At 34.9% G+C, this 20,133-nt stretch carries 12 protein-coding genes; all 12 read right to left on the reverse strand.

The annotated features are described in order from the left end of the window. On the reverse strand, nucleotides 1-1,278 hold a 1,278-nt coding region (locus tag ACVC2P_RS02710; protein WP_452596945.1), incomplete at its 3' end, for a cytochrome P450. Between the two features lie 16 nt (nucleotides 1,279-1,294). Beyond that, nucleotides 1,295-2,317 (reverse strand): Holliday junction branch migration DNA helicase RuvB, encoded by a 1,023-nt coding sequence (gene ruvB, locus ACVC2P_RS02715; protein WP_452596946.1) that lies wholly within the window; start codon nucleotides 2,315-2,317, stop codon nucleotides 1,295-1,297. A 78-nt stretch (nucleotides 2,318-2,395) separates the two neighbouring features. After that, entirely contained in the window at nucleotides 2,396-4,279 is a 1,884-nt protein-coding gene (locus ACVC2P_RS02720; protein ID WP_452596947.1) for an OmpA family protein, read from the reverse strand. A gap of 17 nt (nucleotides 4,280-4,296) precedes the next feature. Continuing rightward, nucleotides 4,297-5,253 carry a PorP/SprF family type IX secretion system membrane protein gene (locus ACVC2P_RS02725; protein WP_452596948.1) on the reverse strand — a complete coding sequence of 319 codons (957 nt, stop codon included), beginning with the start codon at nucleotides 5,251-5,253 and terminating at the stop codon, nucleotides 4,297-4,299. Between the two features lie 27 nt (nucleotides 5,254-5,280). Continuing rightward, on the reverse strand, nucleotides 5,281-10,494 hold the full coding sequence (locus ACVC2P_RS02730; RefSeq protein WP_452596949.1) for a T9SS type B sorting domain-containing protein: 5,214 nt from the start codon (nucleotides 10,492-10,494) through the stop codon (nucleotides 5,281-5,283). A 251-nt stretch (nucleotides 10,495-10,745) separates the two neighbouring features. Continuing rightward, nucleotides 10,746-12,542: a cytochrome c oxidase subunit I gene (locus ACVC2P_RS02735; protein ID WP_452596950.1), complete on the reverse strand. Its 1,797-nt coding sequence runs from the start codon at nucleotides 12,540-12,542 to the stop codon at nucleotides 10,746-10,748. Nucleotides 12,543-12,569: 27 nt separating this feature from the next. Continuing rightward, nucleotides 12,570-13,643 carry a cytochrome c oxidase subunit II gene (locus tag ACVC2P_RS02740; protein WP_452596951.1) on the reverse strand — a complete coding sequence of 358 codons (1,074 nt, stop codon included), beginning with the start codon at nucleotides 13,641-13,643 and terminating at the stop codon, nucleotides 12,570-12,572. A 28-nt stretch (nucleotides 13,644-13,671) separates the two neighbouring features. Further along, nucleotides 13,672-15,051 (reverse strand): quinol:cytochrome C oxidoreductase, encoded by a 1,380-nt coding sequence (locus ACVC2P_RS02745; protein WP_452596952.1) that lies wholly within the window; start codon nucleotides 15,049-15,051, stop codon nucleotides 13,672-13,674. A gap of 27 nt (nucleotides 15,052-15,078) precedes the next feature. Next, the gene (locus ACVC2P_RS02750; protein WP_452596953.1) at nucleotides 15,079-15,636 is read right to left on the reverse strand and encodes a c-type cytochrome; all 558 of its coding nucleotides are present in this window, start codon (nucleotides 15,634-15,636) and stop codon (nucleotides 15,079-15,081) included. A 9-nt stretch (nucleotides 15,637-15,645) separates the two neighbouring features. Then, nucleotides 15,646-16,176 (reverse strand): DUF3341 domain-containing protein, encoded by a 531-nt coding sequence (locus tag ACVC2P_RS02755; protein ID WP_452596954.1) that lies wholly within the window; start codon nucleotides 16,174-16,176, stop codon nucleotides 15,646-15,648. Nucleotides 16,177-16,186: 10 nt separating this feature from the next. Next, nucleotides 16,187-17,935: an NrfD/PsrC family molybdoenzyme membrane anchor subunit gene (gene nrfD, locus ACVC2P_RS02760; protein ID WP_452596955.1), complete on the reverse strand. Its 1,749-nt coding sequence runs from the start codon at nucleotides 17,933-17,935 to the stop codon at nucleotides 16,187-16,189. 34 nt (nucleotides 17,936-17,969) lie between these two features. Next, nucleotides 17,970-20,133 (reverse strand): 4Fe-4S dicluster domain-containing protein (locus ACVC2P_RS02765; RefSeq protein WP_452596956.1); only part of this gene is annotated, 2,164 nt, incomplete at its 5' end.

Below are 20,133 nucleotides of genomic sequence, written 5' to 3' on the forward strand. Positions count from 1 at the left end.
TAAAGGTATAATTTCTATCTCATCAAATTCAGCAACGATTTTATACTTACTTACTAATTTAGACACAGCAATTATCATTTCGAACATGGCAAAATTATTTCCTATGCATTTTCTTGGGCCAGCTCCGAAAGGGAAATAGAATGCCGAGAATTTACGTCCTCCTTCTCCAAAACGTTCTGGTAAAAATGCTTCTGGCTTATCCCATAGTTTCTTATGTCTATGTATTTCGAATACCGAAAAGAGTAAGTTACAACCTGCTGGAAATTCCATACCATTAAAAGTGTCTGGTATTTTATTTACTCGGTCTAAAAAGTACACTGACGGATACAATCTCATACTTTCTTCTATAACTTGTTGTGTATTTTTAAAAGTAGTGACTTGCTGCATTAAATCTAGTTCTTCATTTGCTTTTGCTTCCTTATATATTTTGTCTTGCCATTCGGGATGTTTTGCTAGTAATTGAAAGGTAAAGGTTAATGCATTCGATGTGGTTTCGTGTCCCGCAGTAAAAAGAATTAATATTTCATCTATTAATTGTTCCTCGTCCATTGAGCTTCCGTCTTCGTATTTGGCATCCAACAACATGTCTAGTAAATCGTTTTGTTTTACTCCTGATGCTTTACGTGCATTTGCTATATTTTTTAAAATAGATCTGGCTTCTTCGCTCTCTTCTAAATGTTTTTTTAAAATACCGCTAGATTTAAACCACCATCCTAAATAGGGTTGTCGTAACTCTTTAATTAACATGCGTTGGCTAGACTCTGTTATTTCTTGCAATCTATTTATTTCTTCGGCAGTTGCTGCACTACTAAATAGCGATTTTACTACGGTTTGAAATGCTAGATCGTTTAATATTGGGAAGATATCTATAGGTTGTTCTGGCGTTATTCTTTCATATTCTAAAAGAATTGCCTTTTGCATGGCTTCTAATAAATTCTCTAATTGTTTTTTATGAAAGGCAGGCTGAATTAATTTACGTTGCTTTTTCCATAATTCGCCTTCGGATGTTAATAAACCTCTTCCAACGTATTTTACTAAATCTTCTGTTTGAATTTTAGATTTAACATAGTTTTTTTGGTTTTTCTGAAGTACGTATTGTGCAAATGCTGCGTCTCTAGAAAAATAAATTCTAGATTTCAGGCCTATTTTTAAGGTAAAAATATCGCCATGTGCTTCAAAATTTTTATGGTGAAATGGTAATGGGTTTTTTAAAATATTTGCCGAATGTTTTATAAACTGAAACAAAGGCACTTTAGGTATTTCTTTTTTCTCCTCCATTAATGCGTTTTCTATTTTAAAATAATCCGCCTTGTATTGGTCCTTTTATTTTCCCTAAATGTTTATATGCTAATTCTGTTACTTCTCTACCTCTGGGTGTTCGCATTAAAAACCCTTGTTGTATTAAAAAAGGCTCATATACTTCTTCTACTGTTTCTGGGCTTTCACTTACTGCTGTTGCAATAGTACTTATACCTACAGGTCCGCCTTTAAACTTATCTATTATTGTAGATAGTATTTTATTATCCATTTCGTCCAAACCATAGGCGTCTACGTGTAAGGCTTCTAATCCAAATTTCGCTATAGCTATATCTATGGTTCCGTTACCTTTTATTTGCGCAAAATCTCTAACACGACGTAATAAGGCATTTGCTATTCTTGGTGTTCCTCTACTTCTTCCTGCAATTTCTATTGCTGCTTCCATAGAGATTGGTACATTTAAAATGTTTGCACTACGTTGTATAATTGTAGATAATAGTTCTGTATTATAGTATTGTAGCCTGCTTTGTATTCCAAATCGCGCACGCATTGGTGCCGTTAATAAGCCTGAACGTGTTGTTGCGCCTACTAATGTAAATGGGTTTAAGTTTATTTGAACGGTTCTAGCATTGGGTCCAGACTCAATCATGATATCAATTTTATAATCTTCCATAGCCGAATACAGGTACTCTTCTACTATAGGGCTTAATCTATGGATTTCGTCTATAAACAATACATCTCTATCGTCTAGATTTGTTAGTAATCCTGCTAAGTCTCCTGGCTTATCTAAAACAGGGCCTGAGGTAATTTTAATACCTACTCCTAACTCATTAGCCAGAATGTTTGCCAAGGTGGTTTTTCCTAATCCTGGAGGGCCATGAAATAGGGTATGATCTAACGCTTCATCTCTTTGATTTGCTGCCTGAACAAAAATTTGAAGGTTTTCTAATACCTGATCTTGTCCTGTAAAGTCTTCAAAAGATAATGGTCTTAATGTTTTTTCTATATCAAATTCTTCTGACGAAAAATTATTATTTGTTGGGTCTAGATTCTCGTTCATGTTATAACAAAGATAAAGAAAAAGCCTTTCTGTTTAATAAGAAAGGCTTTTGATTATTACAATAATGCTATCTGTAAGTTAGTTTATAATTTTAAACTCACAACGTCTATTAACGTCATATTCTTCATCGCTACAAATGCCTTCTTTATCACACTTGTTTAATGGTTGTAATTCGCCATATCCTATGCTTCTTAATCGGTTTCTATTTATACCTTGACTTACAATATATTCTAAGGTAGATGCTGCACGTGCTTTAGATAAATCTAAATTGTATTGATCATTACCACGTGCATCTGTATGCGCAGAGACTTCAATTTCCATGTATTCATACTTTTTCATCAAACTTACTAAAACATCTAATTGTTTAGCTGCATCTTCTCGGATATTAGATTTGTCGAAATCGAAGAATATTTTTTCTAATTGTACTTGTACTTCTCCTTTTTCATTCTCTCTTACTTTAGCTTCTGCATCTGCATACGATTCTAAAATTAAGTAGATGTTATGGTTTATTTTTCCTTTACTATCTGTAGAGAATTCTACGTCTTGTGGAATATAAGCTTTACGTGTACCGCGAACTTTATATTTTTTGTTTGGTTCTATTTTAAATAAATAGGTTGCATCGTCACCAACTATACTGTCTTGAATTACATTTCCTCTTTCATCCATTAGTGTTACTAATGATCCTGGTAATAACTCTTGACTATTTTTGTCTTGTACTATTCCTGCTACCAAATACTTAGTTAATATATTTTCTTCTCTAGCATAACCATATAATCTATCGAATCCTGAACGGTTTGATGAGACATAGCCTTTATTCTCTTTTTCTCTAATTACATAAGCAAAATCATCCATGCTACTGTTTATTGAGCTTCCTAAATTAACAGGGGCATCAAAATTACCATTAACCATATTGCTTCTAAATACATCTAAGCCTCCAAAGCCTTGGTGTCCATTTGAGGCAAAATAGAGTACATCTACATCACTAATAAAAGGAAACTGTTCTCTATGTTTAGTATTTATTTTGCTTCCTAAGTTTTCTGGTTCTCCGTAGGTTCCATCATCATTTATAGTTACTTTATAGATATCAAAGCTGCCTAAAGTTCCTGGCATATCACTTGCAAAGTATAAAGTTTTTTCATCTTTACTTAGTGCTGGGTGTTCTGTACTATATTCATTTGAGGTAAATGGTAGTGCTGTTACGTTTGTCCATGTGCCATCTACTAATTCTGATTTGTATATTTTAATATGTGCTATACGCTTTTCTCCTGTTTTTGTGCGGTCTTTATTGGTTCTATTAAAATACATGGTTTTACCGTCTCTCGTGAATGTTGCGTTACTTTCATGAGATTCTGTATTAATAGATTCTGGAAACGGTTGTACATCTTCTAACACACCATCTTTTGTTAATTTAGCGCTATACAGGTCTAAATATGGTAAATCGTTCCATGCAAATGCTGGATTTTCTGTATTTCTTCCTGATGCAAATGCTACACGATCTCCGTAAAAGGATAAACCAAAATCACTACTAGAATTTTTATTTTCTAATTGCTTTGTTTTAAATGTATGTGGTGTTGTTTTTTCTAATTCGGCAATAAACGCAGGTGTATTGATTCTCTTGTTATAATATCTGCTTAATTGTTTATCTGCTTCTTTATAATTTTTAACTCCTTTTAGTGCTTGCCCATATCTAAAATGAAATTCTATATCTATAGAGTCTCCATAGGTTAAAAATAATTCTCTATAGGTTTTAATTGCCTTTTGCATAGACATGTTATAGTAATAACTATCTGCAAGATTCTGTAATACGTCTTGTGTTCTGTCTTTATTTTCGTATATCTCTGCTGCAGATTTGTAAGCTTTCATTTCAAAAAGTGTATTTGCTCTTTTTAAGCTTCCTTTTTGTGCTAAAGCTACAGTGCTAACTAATATAAGGCTAGCCAATATGTATAGTTGTTTTTTCATCTTTATCGTTTTAAATATTAAAAGAATCTTGGCGAACGATCGTAACCGCCTTTTAATCCAAATAAATCCACATCAAATAAAACAAATATTTCATGAGATCCAGAATTGAAATTCCCTAAGTTACTTGTTGTATAATCATAAGAATAGCCTATTCTTAAATTTGGTGTTACTCTAAAACTAGCTAATGCACTTATTGCATCTTCTAAGCGGTATCCTAAACCTAATTCTATACGATCTTTAATTAATACATTTCCTGTTATGTCTAAAGACAATGGTGCCCCATTTACAGCTTTAGCCATAAATGCTGGTTTTAGTTTTAAGTCTCTATTAAGTTTAAATACGTATCCTCCTGTAAAAAAGTAATGTATACTTTGTACTCCTGTAGATTTTATTCCGTTTTGAGTTTCTAAATGTGTTGTTGTTAATAAATTTGGTACAGACACTCCTAAATAGTAATCTTTTGTAAAGAAGAAGGCTCCTAATCCAACATTTGGAAATGCTTTACTTATATTTTCGTCGAAAGCTATGTCTGTAGACTGGTTTCCAGATTGTAAATTAAATCCATTAAAGTTGGCATTAAATAATGTAACTCCGGCTTTAAGCCCTAAAGACAGTTTACTTTCAAGCCCTACTGGCAACACATAAGCAAAATCTGCATAAATATTATTTTCATCTACTACATCTCCTATATTATCGTTAGTAAAAGAGATTCCTACTTCTATTTTTTCGCTTAACGGTGTATGCGCGAAAAAAGTTCCTGTTTTTGGTGCGCCTTCTACACCTACCCATTGTGTTCTGTATAATCCACCCAAATTAAGCATACTTTCTTCTGCTGTGGCATAGGCTGGATTTATAACACTCATATTATACATGTAGTGTGTAAATTGTACATCTTGCTGTGCATTACTTTGTAATGACATGAATGCCAAAGCAACTATCGCAGCTATTTTATGATATATATTTAAATGTTTCATTTTTTTAAAATTTGTTTTATCTAAAAATTATCTGCTTAAGTATAAACGTCCTTGTTTTGCTTTTGTAATACCATCATTGTAGTTAAAAATGTAGTAGTATACTCCAACTGGCAAATCTCCTTTTCCTATGCTTGGTTGATTCGATGTTCCATCAAAGCGAGGTGTTGAAGCATTTCCTTTATAAACCATATTCCCGTAACGGTTGTATATTTCCATATCGAAATTAGGGTATAGTAATTCTACATTATCAATATCGAATGTTTCGTTATTTCCATCTCCATTTGGTGAGAACCCATCTGGTATTGTTAGTAAGCCACATCCTGTTAAATCTGGTGTAAATTCAAAAGGCACACTACTTTCACATCCTGTAGTGGTATTTACTAATACTGCATAATAAGTAGTCCCTACTGTTAATAGTGTTTCGCTTGAAATAACATTTCCATTTACTGCTGAATCGTACCATATAACATTGTCTTGAGACGGCTCGTATTGTGCAATATTGATTGTTAAATCGTTTATTGTTGGATTATCATTAATACATAATTCTAATCCTGGATTTGCCAATACTGGTGTTGGTGCATCACTTACTGTTGCTATAATTTGAACACTTACAGACGACTCGCAACCAGTGGTTCCTGTTTGTGTTGCAAAATAATCTTCTCCATCTTCTAATGCTGTTGTACTATTTACTACTGTTGTTAAGGTTGCATCTGTATACCAAATGATTGTTCCTGTTGCAGATATTGAAGCACTTAAATCTGCTACTGTAGCGTTATCTGTTACACAAAATACTGGATTAGCATCTACTACTGTTGGTGGAACTGAATTATTTACTGTTACTGTAACTTCTGCTGTTGCATCTGTTGTACAGAAACCAGTTGCTGCAACTGTATATGTATATGTCCCTGCTGTATCTACTTCTGGGTCGAATACGCCTGTTCCACTTGCTAATGCTGGAGACCATGTTCCTGTTGTATCGGGTGTACCTGTTAGCTGCGTAAATAAATCTATTGTGCCATCTATTACACAAAGTGTTATTGCTGCATTTCCTCCTGCATTAGGCGCCTGTGTTACTGTTACTACTACTTCGCTAGTAAAGTTTCCACATCCATTTGCTAGTAAATAGGTGTAGGTTCCATCTGGGTCTACTAATGGGTCAAATACGCCTGTTCCACTTGCTAATGCTGGAACCCACGCTCCTCCTGCATCTGCTGTTCCTATTAGGGTAAATAAATCTGTAGTTCCATTATTGCTACATATTTCTAAAACTGCATCTGTTCCTGCGTTTAAAGGTGCGTCTATGGTTAATGTTATTGTTGTTGTTGCATCTACACATGGTGCAATTGCTGTTACTTCGTATGTAAAGTCGTAATCTCCAGGAGCTAGTCCTGTTGTATCAAACGGACTTGTAACTACTGTTCCTGTTGTGTCTGTACCCATATACCACGTTCCGCCTGCATCTTCTGTTCCATCTAATCCTTGTGTTAAATCTACTGCTGTATCATTTTCACAGACATTAAATGTATTTGTATTGACTCCTCCTGAATTTGGTGTGGTATTTATGGTTACTGTTACTTCTACTCTTGTTACAGATTCGCAGTTAGCATCTGTTTGAGTGGCATAATATGTTTCTCCGTCTACTAATGCTACTACTGCATCTAACGGTATTCCTCCTGTTGCTTCTTCATACCATTGTATTGTTGTTCCTGCCGCTACTAAGTCTCCTACTGTTGCTTCATCACAAAATGCTTGAGAGGCCATTGCCGTTGGTGCAACTGTATCGCTTATAGTTATTGTTACTGTTTCTGCATCGTCTGGACAAAATGTTGTACTTACTGTGTATGTATAATTATACACGCCTGTAGTTAATAGTGTTAAATCTACTGTATTTCCTGCTAAGGCTCCTGATGTATCATCGTCTGTCCATGTTCCTCCTGCATCGTTTCCTGTTAATTGGCTAAATAAATCTAATGGTGTGTTATTTGGTACATCTATTAAACAAATTGTTATTGGTGTTGCTGTTCCTGCTTCTGGGCTATCGTTAATAGTAATTTCTACTGTACTACTACTTGTACAACTACTACCGTCTGTAATGGTGTATGTATAATTATAGGTACCGATTGCTAATAGTGTTAAATTTACTGTGTTTCCTGTTAAGGCTCCTGATGCGTTATCGTCTGTCCATGTTCCTCCTGTATCATTTCCTGATAATTGGCTAAAGAGGTCGAACGGTGAGTTCATTGCTGCATCATTTTCACAGAATGCTATTGGTGTTGCTACTCCTGTATTTGGTGTGGCATTAATAATTATTTGTACGGTTACATCTACATCTGTACAAGTACCTATTGGTGGCACTGAATAGGTATAGTTGTGTGTTCCTGCTGTTAGCCCTGTAATGTCTATTGGGTTTGTTAGTACTGCTCCTGTTGTATCTGTTCCATCATGCCATGTTCCATTAGTATCTTGTGTTCCATCTAATAGTGTGAATAAATCGAATGGTGAATTTGTAGCTACATTTTCTTCACAAATTTCTGCTGGTGCTAATGCTTCTCCTGATTCTGGTGCTTCTTCTATTGTTATGACTACTGTACTACTATTTGTACAGCTATTTCCGTCTGTTATACTATAAGTGAAATTATAACTTCCAACGGTTAATAGTGTTAAGTCTACATTACTTCCAGATAGTGCTCCTGTTGTATCGTCATCTGCCCAAGTTCCTCCTGCATCGTTTCCTGATAGTTGATTGAATAAATCGAATGGTGAATTTGCTTCTAGTTGATTTTCACAAAAAGCTATTGATGATGCTATTCCTGAATTTGGTAAATCGTTTATTATTATTTGTACGGTTACATCTACATCTGTACAGTTTCCTATTGCTGGTACCGAATAGGTATAGTTATGCGTACCAACTGTTAATCCTGTAATGTCTATTGGGTTTGTTTGTACTGTTCCTGTTGTATCTGCTCCATCATACCATGTTCCATTGGTATCTTGTGTTCCATCTAATAGTGTGAATAGATCAAATGGTGAATTTGTTCCTAAATCTGATATACAAATCTCAACTGGTGTTAATGGTTCTCCTGACTCTGGTGCGTCTTCTATCGTTACGTTTACTGTTGTACTATTTGTACAGCTATTTCCATCTGTTATACTATAAGTATAATTATATGTTCCAATTGCTAATAGTGTTAAATCTACTGTGTTTCCTGTTAAGGCTCCTGATGCGTTATCGTCTGTCCATGTTCCTCCTGCATCGTTCCCTGATAATTGATTAAATAAATCTAAAGGTGTATTTATAGTTGGATCATTTTCGCATAGTAATACTGGTGTAGCTGTTCCTGTATTTGGTAATGGGTTAATTGTTATTGTCACTGTTACTAATTCATCATCGCAAGTTCCTATTGCATCTACATCGTATGTATAATTATATGTTCCTGATGTTAATATTGATAAATCTACTGGGTTTGTTGTTACTGCTCCTGTATTATCTAAACCTGCATACCAAACACCTGTTTGGTCTTCTCCATCTAATAAATCGAATAAATCAAAGCTTGCTGGTGCTGCTGCTTGGCAAAATTCTGGGCTTCCGTTTACTGTTCCAGATTCTGGAGCTGGTTCTATTGTTATTGTTATCGCTTCTGTGTCGCTACATGTTCCATTATCTATTGTGTAATTATATGTATATGGGCTTCCTGCAACTGTAAGTACTGTTATATCTATTGGGTTTGTAACTGTTGCTCCAGTTCCATCTGTCCATGTTCCTGAAGTGTTATCTTGAGTGCCATCTAATGCATTAAATAAATCGAATGGTGAATTTGCTACTAAATCATTTTCACAAAATGTTTGATTTACTGCATTTCCTGCATTTGGATCTTGTAGCACCATTACTTGTACTGTAGTCGATTCTTCTGGGCATGGGTTAGGTAATACATTTTGCGTATATGTAAAATTATATGTTCCTGGAGTATACGTAGATAAATCTATAGGTGATGTTACTACCGGATCTGTACTTAATAATCCTTCTGTCCATTGTCCGTTAGGGTCCTCGTTATCTAGTAATGTTGTTAAATCAAATGCGGAAGGCAATCCAGACTCACAAAAATTTGCTGGACTACTAGCCGATATTGTTCCAGAGGTAAACGTCTCGTATATTGTAATAGTTACTGTTGCTGTATCCTCTAAACAGGCTCCATTAGCAGGAACTGTATATGTAAAAGTGTAAACTCCTGGTGTTGTTAGTGTAGATATATTAACAGTACCTAAGTGACCATTTGAGGTTGCTAACGGTCCTGTCCATGTTCCTACTGTATCTGGGCTTCCTCCTAATTCATTAAATAAATTAAAATCGGCTGTTGGTATATTATTATTACAATAATCTAATGTTCCAGAAGTTCCTGCTATAAAAGGGTCCTGTATTGCCACAATGACTTCAACGGCATTACTTGTACAGAAAAAATCACTTGCTTGTACAAAGTAGTTTTCACCATCTACTAATGGCGTTGTTAATTGTAAGGCTGGTAGAATTGGATCTCCGTTTCCATCTACGTTAGCATACCAACTTACATTATCTGTACTACCTGCATTTAAATCTCCAACGGTTGGGTTTGTGTCTGAACAGAAATCTTGTGGTGTTGGTGGTGTTGGATCTTGTGGCGCAGTAAATACTGCTGTACTACCGCCTTCTATTTGACTTCTACAACCTCCATTATCTACAAAAACAATAAAAAAGTTTGTGCCTCCATTTGGTAATGGGTCGGTTCCAGCAGCTTGGTTCATTAAAGCAGAATCATAATAGACTTCTACGCTTCCGCCAGATGGGGCTTCAGATTGTAATACTTCGTCTATGTAGGTTTGTATTGTTGCATTATCTGTTGAGCAGTAAATAGCATCTAAGTTATTTCCTGTTTCACCTACAACAAAATCTATAATAATAGAACTCCTTATAGCACAAGTACCTGCAGAATCGTCTGCGTAATAGGTTCCTTCTTGAACTAGTTCTGAGTCTGTAAATGCATTACCATTAGTTAAAGCGTCGTACCATACAACGCCTCCTCCGTTATCTGTAACATAAATGTTTAAATCTGCAAACGTTAAACCTGCAGCATCACAGATGGGGTTTGGATTTGGGGTTGTTACTGTGGGGCATTGGGCACTTGCTGAAAGTGCAGTGAATAAAAATACCAGAATGTAGGATATGTGCATATATGCTTTCCTAAACAAAGGTGGGGGGCTTGTTTTCATAATGAATAAAAGTATAGTTAGAATAGCTTTTCTTAAAAAAGAAAAATCAAATATAAACGTATTAATTATATATACATTACATACATAATAATTTCTTACAAAATAGCAATTTAGCTGTTTTTTAAGCATTTCATCGGTTTAAAACACTCTTTCTGTATGCATACATAGTATAACAACGTAAAACCCAACATTTTTTAAAACAAAAAAGCTCATTCTAATTGAATGAGCTTTTTTGTTTTATATGTTAAAGATTAGTGTTGTAATTCTTCTTCACCATCTTTTAAAGGAATAATCTGAGATACAAAATCATCATCATGCCCTGGCTTACTATAGTCGTATGCCCAACGGTGTACATGAGGAATTTCTCCAGGCCAGTTACCGTGAATATGTTCTACTGGTGTTGTCCATTCTAATGTATTAGATCTCCATGGGTTTTGCACAGCTTTCTTACCATAAAACATACTTCTAAAGAAGTTGTATAGGAATACTATTTGAAATGCTCCTCCTATTAATGCGAATACAGTAATAACTACATTTACGTCTGCTAAATCATCAAATAATGGGAAGTTACTGTTAGTGTAATAACGTCTTGGTAAACCAGCCATTCCAATAAAGTGCATAGGGAAGAATACTCCATAAGCACAGATTGCTGTTACCCAGAAGTGAACATAGCCTAAGTTTTTGTTTAGCATACGCCCAAACATTTTAGGGAACCAGTGATATATCCCTGCAAACATTCCATAAAGCGCAGATATACCCATTACCAAGTGGAAGTGTGCAACTACAAAATAGGTATCATGAACATTAATATCTAATGCACTATCTCCTAAAATAATTCCTGTTAAACCTCCTGTTATGAACGTAGATACTAATCCAATTGAAAATAGCATTGCTGGGTTCATTTGGAGATTACCTTTCCATAGCGTAGTAATATAGTTAAATGCTTTTACAGCAGATGGTATAGCAATTAATAATGTTGTAAATGTAAATACAGATCCTAAGAATGGGTTCATTCCTGAAATAAACATATGGTGTCCCCAAACAATTGTAGATAAAAATGCAATTGCTAATATTGAAGCTACCATGGCACGGTATCCAAAAATTGGTTTACGTGAGTTAGTTGCAATAATTTCTGAAGTTATACCTAATGCTGGTAATAATACAATATATACTTCTGGGTGACCTAGGAACCAGAATAAATGTTCAAATAATACTGGTGAACCTCCTTGATAATGTAATACTTCTCCTTGGATGAATATGTCTGATAAGAAAAATGATGTACCGAAGCTTCTATCCATTATTAATAATAATGCCGCAGATAATAATACTGGGAAAGAGATAATACCGATAATAGCAGTTACGAAAAATGCCCATATTGTTAATGGAAGTCTAGTCATAGACATTCCTTTTGTTCTTAAGTTTATTACTGTTACTACATAATTAAGAGAACCTAATAGTGAAGAAGCAATAAATATAGCCATAGATACTAACCACATTGTCATACCTGCTCCAGAACCTCCTTGTGCTAATGGTAATGCACTTAATGGAGGGTAAATAGTCCAACCTGCTGCTGCTGGTCCGGCTTCTACAAAGAAAGATAATACCATGATAACACTTGAAAGGAAAAACAACCAATAGGACACCATGTTTAAGAATCCTGAAGCCATATCTCGCGCTCCAATTTGTAATGGAATTAACAAGTTACTAAATGTACCACTTAATCCTGCTGTTAGTACAAAGAATACCATTATAGTACCATGAATTGTTACTAATGCTAAATAAATATCTGCATCCATAACACCATCTGGTGCCCACTTACCTAATAAGGTTTCAAATATTGCATTTCCTTCTTCTGGCCATGCAATTTGCATACGCATCATAAGCGACATCATAACTCCAATAACACCCATTATAGTACCAGTGATTAGGTACTGCTTTGCTATCATTTTATGATCTTGACTAAATATGTATTTAGTTATGAATGTTTCTTTATGATGGTGACCATGATCGTCGTGTGCGTCGTGAGTATCTACTGCGTGTGCTGACATAATCTAATATCTTTTTTCTTTTAATTATTAGTTGATAAGAGAATCTTTAAATGCTTTCTGTGTTTTTAACCAAGCTTCATATTCTTCTTGAGTTTCTACTACTATTTTCATTTGCATATTGTAGTGAGATTTACCACAAATCTTATTACATAATAATAGATAGTCAAATTCGTAACGCTCTAAAGCTTCTTCTCCATTTGCTTGTAATTCTTTACTCTTCTCTACTCTAATTCTGTTAATGTTTTGAACCTTATCAATCATTTCAGGAGTTGCTCTCATATCTTCTGTAGTTACAGTAGGCGTAAACCCAAACTGTGTAATCATACCTGGAACACAGTTCATCTGAGCTCTAAAGTGAGGCATGTAAGCAGAGTGTAGCACATCTTGAGAACGCATTTTAAATAATACTGGACGTCCTACTGGTAAGTGTAACTCTGTTGTTATAATATCGTCTTGAGCATTAGGGTCTGATTCATCTATACCCAATATGTTAGCACGATCTATATCAATTAATCTAACATTTGCTTTACCTAGTGTATTATCTGCTCCTGAGTAACGTGCTTTCCAGTTAAACTGTTGTGCATATAATTCTATAACTATAGTATCGTCTTCTTCAGATACATTCATTATTTCTGTCCAAGTAAATAACCCTTGAATAATTAATCCTGCTAATACTATTACTGGAATAATTGTCCAAATTGCTTCAAGTTTGTTATTATCTGCAAAGAATAATGCTTTTTTTCCTTTTTCGCCTCTGTATTTAAAAGCAAAATAGTGTAATAAAAACTGTGTTATAGTTTGTACAAAGAATATAATAACCATAGATATAATCATTAGGTTATCTATTCCTGGTCCATGCTCTGATGCTGAGTTAGACATTAATGGTAAATCGCCATACTTAACAAAACATATAATGGTAATTACATATATGAAGATTAAGAAACCTAACATTAAGTAGCCATTAATTTTGTTGTCACCGTCATGCGCTATTTGATTGTCTCCTCCATTGGCATTGCCTTGAGTTAAATCAAATATTTTAACCATTTGCCATATGGCAACTAAAATAAATACTAAAACTAAAATTGATAATAAAACCGTCATTGTTGTCGTTCTTCTTTACTTATTTATATTAATAATGGAAATGTTCACTTTCCTTTATGAATGGGTTTCTTTTTGCTGTTAAAGGTTGCTTAGATATCGCATAGAAAACTATTAATATGAATAACCCTGCAAAGAATAACACCGATGAAATCTCAGGAATCCCAATATGCCAATGGTTTCCAACTGTTGCTGGCATTATCATATTAAAGATATCTAAATAGTGTCCTCCTAATATTACTAATCCTGCCATTACAACAAACCAAGGGATACGTTTGTAATCGCTATTCATTAATAATAATAATGGGAATATAAAATTCATTGCTAACATACCAAAGAAAGGTAGTTTGTAATCTTCTATACGTGTTACAAAGTATGTTACCTCTTCTGGAATATTTGAGTACCAGATTAACATAAATTGAGAGAACCATAGGTAAGTCCAGAAAATACTGAAGGCAAACATGAACTTAGCTAAATCATGTAAGTGACTATCGTTTACATGTGGTAATAAACCTTTTCCTTTTAAGTATAGAGTTATTAATGCAATTACTGTGATACCACATACCATCATTCCTGCTAATACGTACCATCCAAATAATGTACTAAACCAGTGCGGATCTACACTCATAATCCAATCCCATGACATCATAGATTCTGTATATAAAAAGAATACTAAAAATGCTGCTGAGATACGGAACGTCTTTTTAAAGTTTTTATTATCGCTAGCTTGATCTTGAGCCAATGAGAACTTTCTAGAAAAATATCTGTAAGTACACCATCCAGCAATAAACACTAATGCTCTAATAATAAATCCTGTTTTATTTAACCAACCAGATTTACCTGCTACTAAAGCGTCATACTTAGGGCTTTCTGGATTAACCATATCTGGGTTCATCCAGACAAAAATATGATCTCCTGCAAAAGCTGCTATTGCAACTACTAATAGTGCTCCTGGTAGTAGATAGTATGTAATACCTTCCATTACTCTAAACAATAATGGAGACCATCCAGCTTGTGATGCATATTGTACGGCATAAAATGCTAATACACCTAATGCAATCATCATAAAGAAAAATGCTGCAACATATAATGCAGAATATGGTCTGTTATGAATGGCATGCTGTACGTGTTCAACATGTTTTTTGTGTTCGTCTACGTTATCATGAGAACCATTTGCAGAAGCATGACCATCACCATGAGCTGTTTCTGCTTTGTGAGTATCGTGTCCTTTGGTTTCTCCATGACTTGCTGCTGAATCATGACCTCCACCGTGGTGAGACTCGTCTGCCAGCATTTGTTCTACTTCTTCGTAGCTCTTATGCGAAGACATAAAACCAGAAGTTATTCCTATTCCTCCTAAAATAATTAGGATGATAGCAGTAATTTTTAGTCTATTTGAAAATGTGTACATATCTATATATAAACTTTATCTAAAATCTTATTTTTCTATATCTGCTTTTAACTTTAAAACATAAGCAACAACTTGCCAACGTTCTTCTTCGTTAATTTGGTTAGCATAAGAACCCATGGCATTTTTACCGTAATAAATTGTGTGGTAAATACTACCTTCTGTGATTGCTCGTCCTGCATCTGCATAACTAGGTACACCTAAGATTTTTTCACGCTTTACTAATTTACCTTGTCCTTTACCTTTATTACCGTGGCATATTCCACAATAGATATCGTATAATTCTTTTCCTCTTGCTAAATCTACTTGTGTAGAATCTAAAGGGCTTTTTAATAACTCTTTTGCTTCAGCATACCCTTCATTAGTATTAGCTATATCAAAAGGAGTGTGTCCTCTTGGCACAGATCCCTCTGCAGGTAATTGAGCTTCTCTTCCGTTTGCGAATGCACTTGACTCTTGGTATGTTTCATACGCAGGAGACACATACATGTTTGGCATGTACTCGTAGTTTGGTCTAGATTTCTTTTGACATGAAGCAAAAGAGATTAGAACTACGGCCAATATTGTTATTTTAATAATACTTTTCATCTTGTATAATTAATGCGCTTTATCTACTATATTTATTTCAACTGCTCCAGTTTCAATTAAAAGACTTTCTAATTCAGTTTCGTTACCATGTACTGGTATTTCCATTAAAAAATGATCGTCTGTTGTTCTTGGGTCTGGATTTTCAGCTTTCTTAAAAGGCCACATTTTACTACGCATGTAAAATGTTATTACCATTAAGTGAGCTGCAAAAAATACTGTAAGCTCAAACATGATAGGCACAAATGCTGGCATGTTTTCTAAATAGCTAAAACTTGGCTTACCACCAATGTTTTGTGGCCAATCTTCTATCATAATGAAATTCATCATTACAGTGGCTACACATAAACCTACACATCCATACATGAATGCTGCTATTGCTATTCTTGTTGGGGCTAAGCCCATTGCCTTGTCTAGTCCGTGAACTGGAAAAGGTGTGTATATCTCTTCGATATGGTGTTTTTCGGCTTTAACTTTTTTAACAGCTGCCATTAAAACATCGTCATCGGTATAAATAGCGTGAATTACTTTTGAAGCTTCCATATGCTACTCTCTAGTTTATTAAGTTTTTAGCTTGTCCTGACCAGTCATCACGTTCTGCTCTTCCAGGGAAAGAACCAGTAATTGAGTCTAACAAATCATATTCTTTTTTCGTCATCTTACTAACCTGAAGGTAAGAGTATATTCCTATACTGTTTAACACTTCTTCCATTTTAGGACCAATACCATTAATCTTTTTAAGATCATCTGGTGTTTGTGTACTAGAATCGAAAGTACCGATAGTTCCTAAAAGACTATTAACACTCTCTGTAGTATCTGTAGAAGCTTCTACTTTTGGTGTTGCTTCTGTTCTATTAGATATTGTTGCAGTTTTACCATTAGAAGTTCTAGGGTCTGAACCTGTTCCTACTAAACTATCTCCTCTTTCTCTAATGTTTTTATAACGTTCTCCTGAAGACTTTAATATAGTTTTAACCTCTGCTTGTGCAATTACTGGGAATGTTCTAGAGTATAATAAAAATAATACAAAGAAGAATCCTATTGTTCCAATAAATATCCCGATGTCTACAAAGGTTGGAGAGAACATTGTCCATGATGATGGTAAATAATCTCTGTGTAATGATGTTACTATAATTACGAAACGCTCAAACCACATTCCAATGTTTACTACAATAGATATTGCAAAAGAGAACATGATACTTGTTCTTAGTTTCTTAAACCACATAAACTGTGGAGAGAACACGTTACAGGTCATCATTGCCCAATATGCCCATGCATAAGGTCCTGTTGCTCTGTTTAAGAACGCGTATTGTTCGTACTCAACTCCAGAATACCATGCTACGAATAACTCAGTAATGTATGCCACACCTACTATAGAACCAGTAATCATAATTACAATGTTCATTAATTCGATGTGTTGTACTGTAATGTAGTCTTCCATATTACATACTTTTCTCATGATGATAAGTAATGTGTTTACCATTGCAAATCCAGAGAAAATTGCTCCTGCAACAAAGTAAGGAGGGAATATTGTTGTATGCCAACCTGGTATTACAGATGTTGCGAAGTCAAAAGATACAATCGTGTGTACAGAAAGTACTAATGGTGTTGCCAACCCTGCAAGTACTAAAGATACTTCTTCAAAACGTTGCCAGTCTTTTGCTCTACCTGTCCATCCAAAACTTAACAGACTGTATATTTTCTTTTGAAAAGGTTTTACTGCTCTATCACGAATCATTGCAAAATCTGGTAATAAACCTGTCCACCAGAATACTAATGATACCGATAAATATGTTGAGATTGCAAATACATCCCAAAGTAATGGAGAGTTAAAGTTTACCCATAATGACCCAAATTGGTTTGGTATAGGTAATACCCAGTAAGCTAACCAAGGTCTTCCCATGTGTATTACAGGGAATAAACCAGCTTGTACTACTGAGAAAATTGTCATTGCTTCTGCAGAACGGTTAATTGCCATTCTCCATTTTTGACGGAATAATAATAGTACTGCAGAAATTAATGTTCCTGCGTGACCAATACCAACCCACCAAACGAAGTTAGTAATATCCCAGGCCCAACCTACGGTTTTATTTAAACCCCAAGTTCCTATACCTGTAGATATAGTGTAAATCATACATCCAATTCCCCAAAGAAACGCGACAAGTGCGATTGAAAAGACAATCCACCACTGTTTATTTGCTTTTCCTTCTACTGGAGCAGCAATATCAACAGTTACATCGTGATACGATTTTTCGCCTGTAACTAAAGGTCTTCTAATAGGTGCTTCGTAATGAGACGCCATAATCCTTTTATAATTGTTTGTTAGTTATTCTATTTTATGCTTCTGTTGTGTTCCTTACTTTAGTATGATACTGAACATTAGGTTTAGTACCAACACTTTCTAATAAGTGATACATACGATCGTCTTTTAAAAGTTTTGCAACTTTACTATTTTTATCGTTTATATCTCCAAACACCATTGCTCCACTACTACAAGCTGCAGAACATGCTGTTTTAAATTCTCCATCTTTAATAGCTCTACCATCACGTTTCGCATCAAGAATTGTTTTTTGTGTCATTTGAATACACATAGAACATTTCTCCATAACTCCACGAGAACGAACTGTTACGTCTGGATTAATTACCATTCTTCCTAGGTCATCATTCATGAAATAATCGAACTCATCATTTCCATTATATAAGAACCAGTTAAAACGACGTACTTTATATGGACAGTTGTTTGCACAATATCTTGTACCTACACAACGGTTATAAGCCATATGGTTTTGTCCTTGACGACCATGTGATGTTGCCGCTACTGGACAAACTGTTTCACATGGTGCGTGATTACAATGTTGACACATTACTGGCTGGAACGCCACCTGTGGATTATCTGCTGCTATTTCTAATTCGCCAAATCCTCCTAAAGAACCGTTATCTCCTGATAAACCTGAGAATCCATCTTTCTTGTCGTTGTCTTGTTCGAATGTATCTTCACTAGAATAGTATCTATCTATACGTAACCAATGCATATCTCGACTACGACGTACTTCTTCTTTACCTACAACAGGAACGTTGTTTTCTGCGTGACATGCTATAACACAAGCCCCACATCCTGTACAGGCGTTTAGGTCTATAGATAGATTGAAGTGATGCCCTACTGAACGATCAAATTCATCCCATAAATCTACATCTGGAGAAGTTACTGGAGTTTCTTCGTGATTTAAAGATACTACAGGTATTGCATTCCAGTGCTCTTTATCTTTAGTATTAAAGATTTCTAGTGTTGTTTCTTTAATGATATCTCCACGCCCCATTAAAGTATTTTGTAATTGTACACAAGCAAACTCGTGCATACCAGATGCTTTTGCTACAGTTACATTTTGTATTGTATTGAATCCTTGGTATAATGCATAAGCATTAACACCAGTTCTCATTTCTTCTTTTATTCCTTCACTCGTTCTACCATAACCAAATGCTAAACCAAAAGAACCTTTAGCTTGTCCTGGCTGAATAATAACTGGAACTGTTAATGTTTCGCTTCCTTGTACAGAAATATTTACATAACTTCCGTTTAATCCTCCAGTAGCGTCATGATCGTTAACCACACCTAATTCTTTAGCATCTGCTGCCGACATTGTTAAGTAGTTATCCCAAGATGCTCTTGTAATTGGATCTGGAAACTCTTGTAACCATGGGTTATTGGCTTGTTGCCCATCTCCCATACCTACTTTAGTATAAAGTGTTAACTCCATACCCTTAGATGTTGCTTGTGCTAAAGCCCTTGCAGCGTTTCCTGATGGTGTTTCTACAGCTATTACTTCATCATTTTCGTTCTCAACGGCATCCTCCTCCTCTACTACTGGAGCTGTACTTGTTGAAACAAAGATACCATCGTGAAGTGCTTTATTGAACGATCCACCATTTAAGATAGATTCATTCCAAACCGATTTAATATAATCGTTAAGAGATACATCATTTCCATTCCACATTAATAATGCGTCTTGAAATTGTTTTGTATCAAATAAAGGACGTATTGTTGGTTGCATTAATGCAAAATGTCCTTTTTTAATTTCTACATCTCCCCATGATTCTAAGTAATGAGGTGCTGCAGCTATATAGTTTGTTAACGCTGATGTTTCGTCAACTTTCATAGAGAACGCAATAGATAATCCTGTTTTCTTTAAACCTTCTGCAAAATCATTTGCGTTTGGCAAAGTATACATAGGGTTTACTCCACTCATAATAAGCGCTCCTACTCTACCAGCTTTCATATCTGATATTAAAGTTGCAACTTTATTATTATCTCCTTGTCTTGTTTGTATTGTATTTACAGTATCGAATGCTTTACTACTAATGTGTTCATTAATTTCTAACACTACTGTTTGTGCATTTACATCTTGTATTCCTGTTACAACAACACCATTACTACCTGCTCTTTTAATTTCGTTAGCTGCTTTTTGCACAGCGTCTCCTATAGCTTTAGGTAGATTAACAGAC

It is taken from the genome of Pontimicrobium sp. MEBiC01747 (assembly GCF_053601635.1).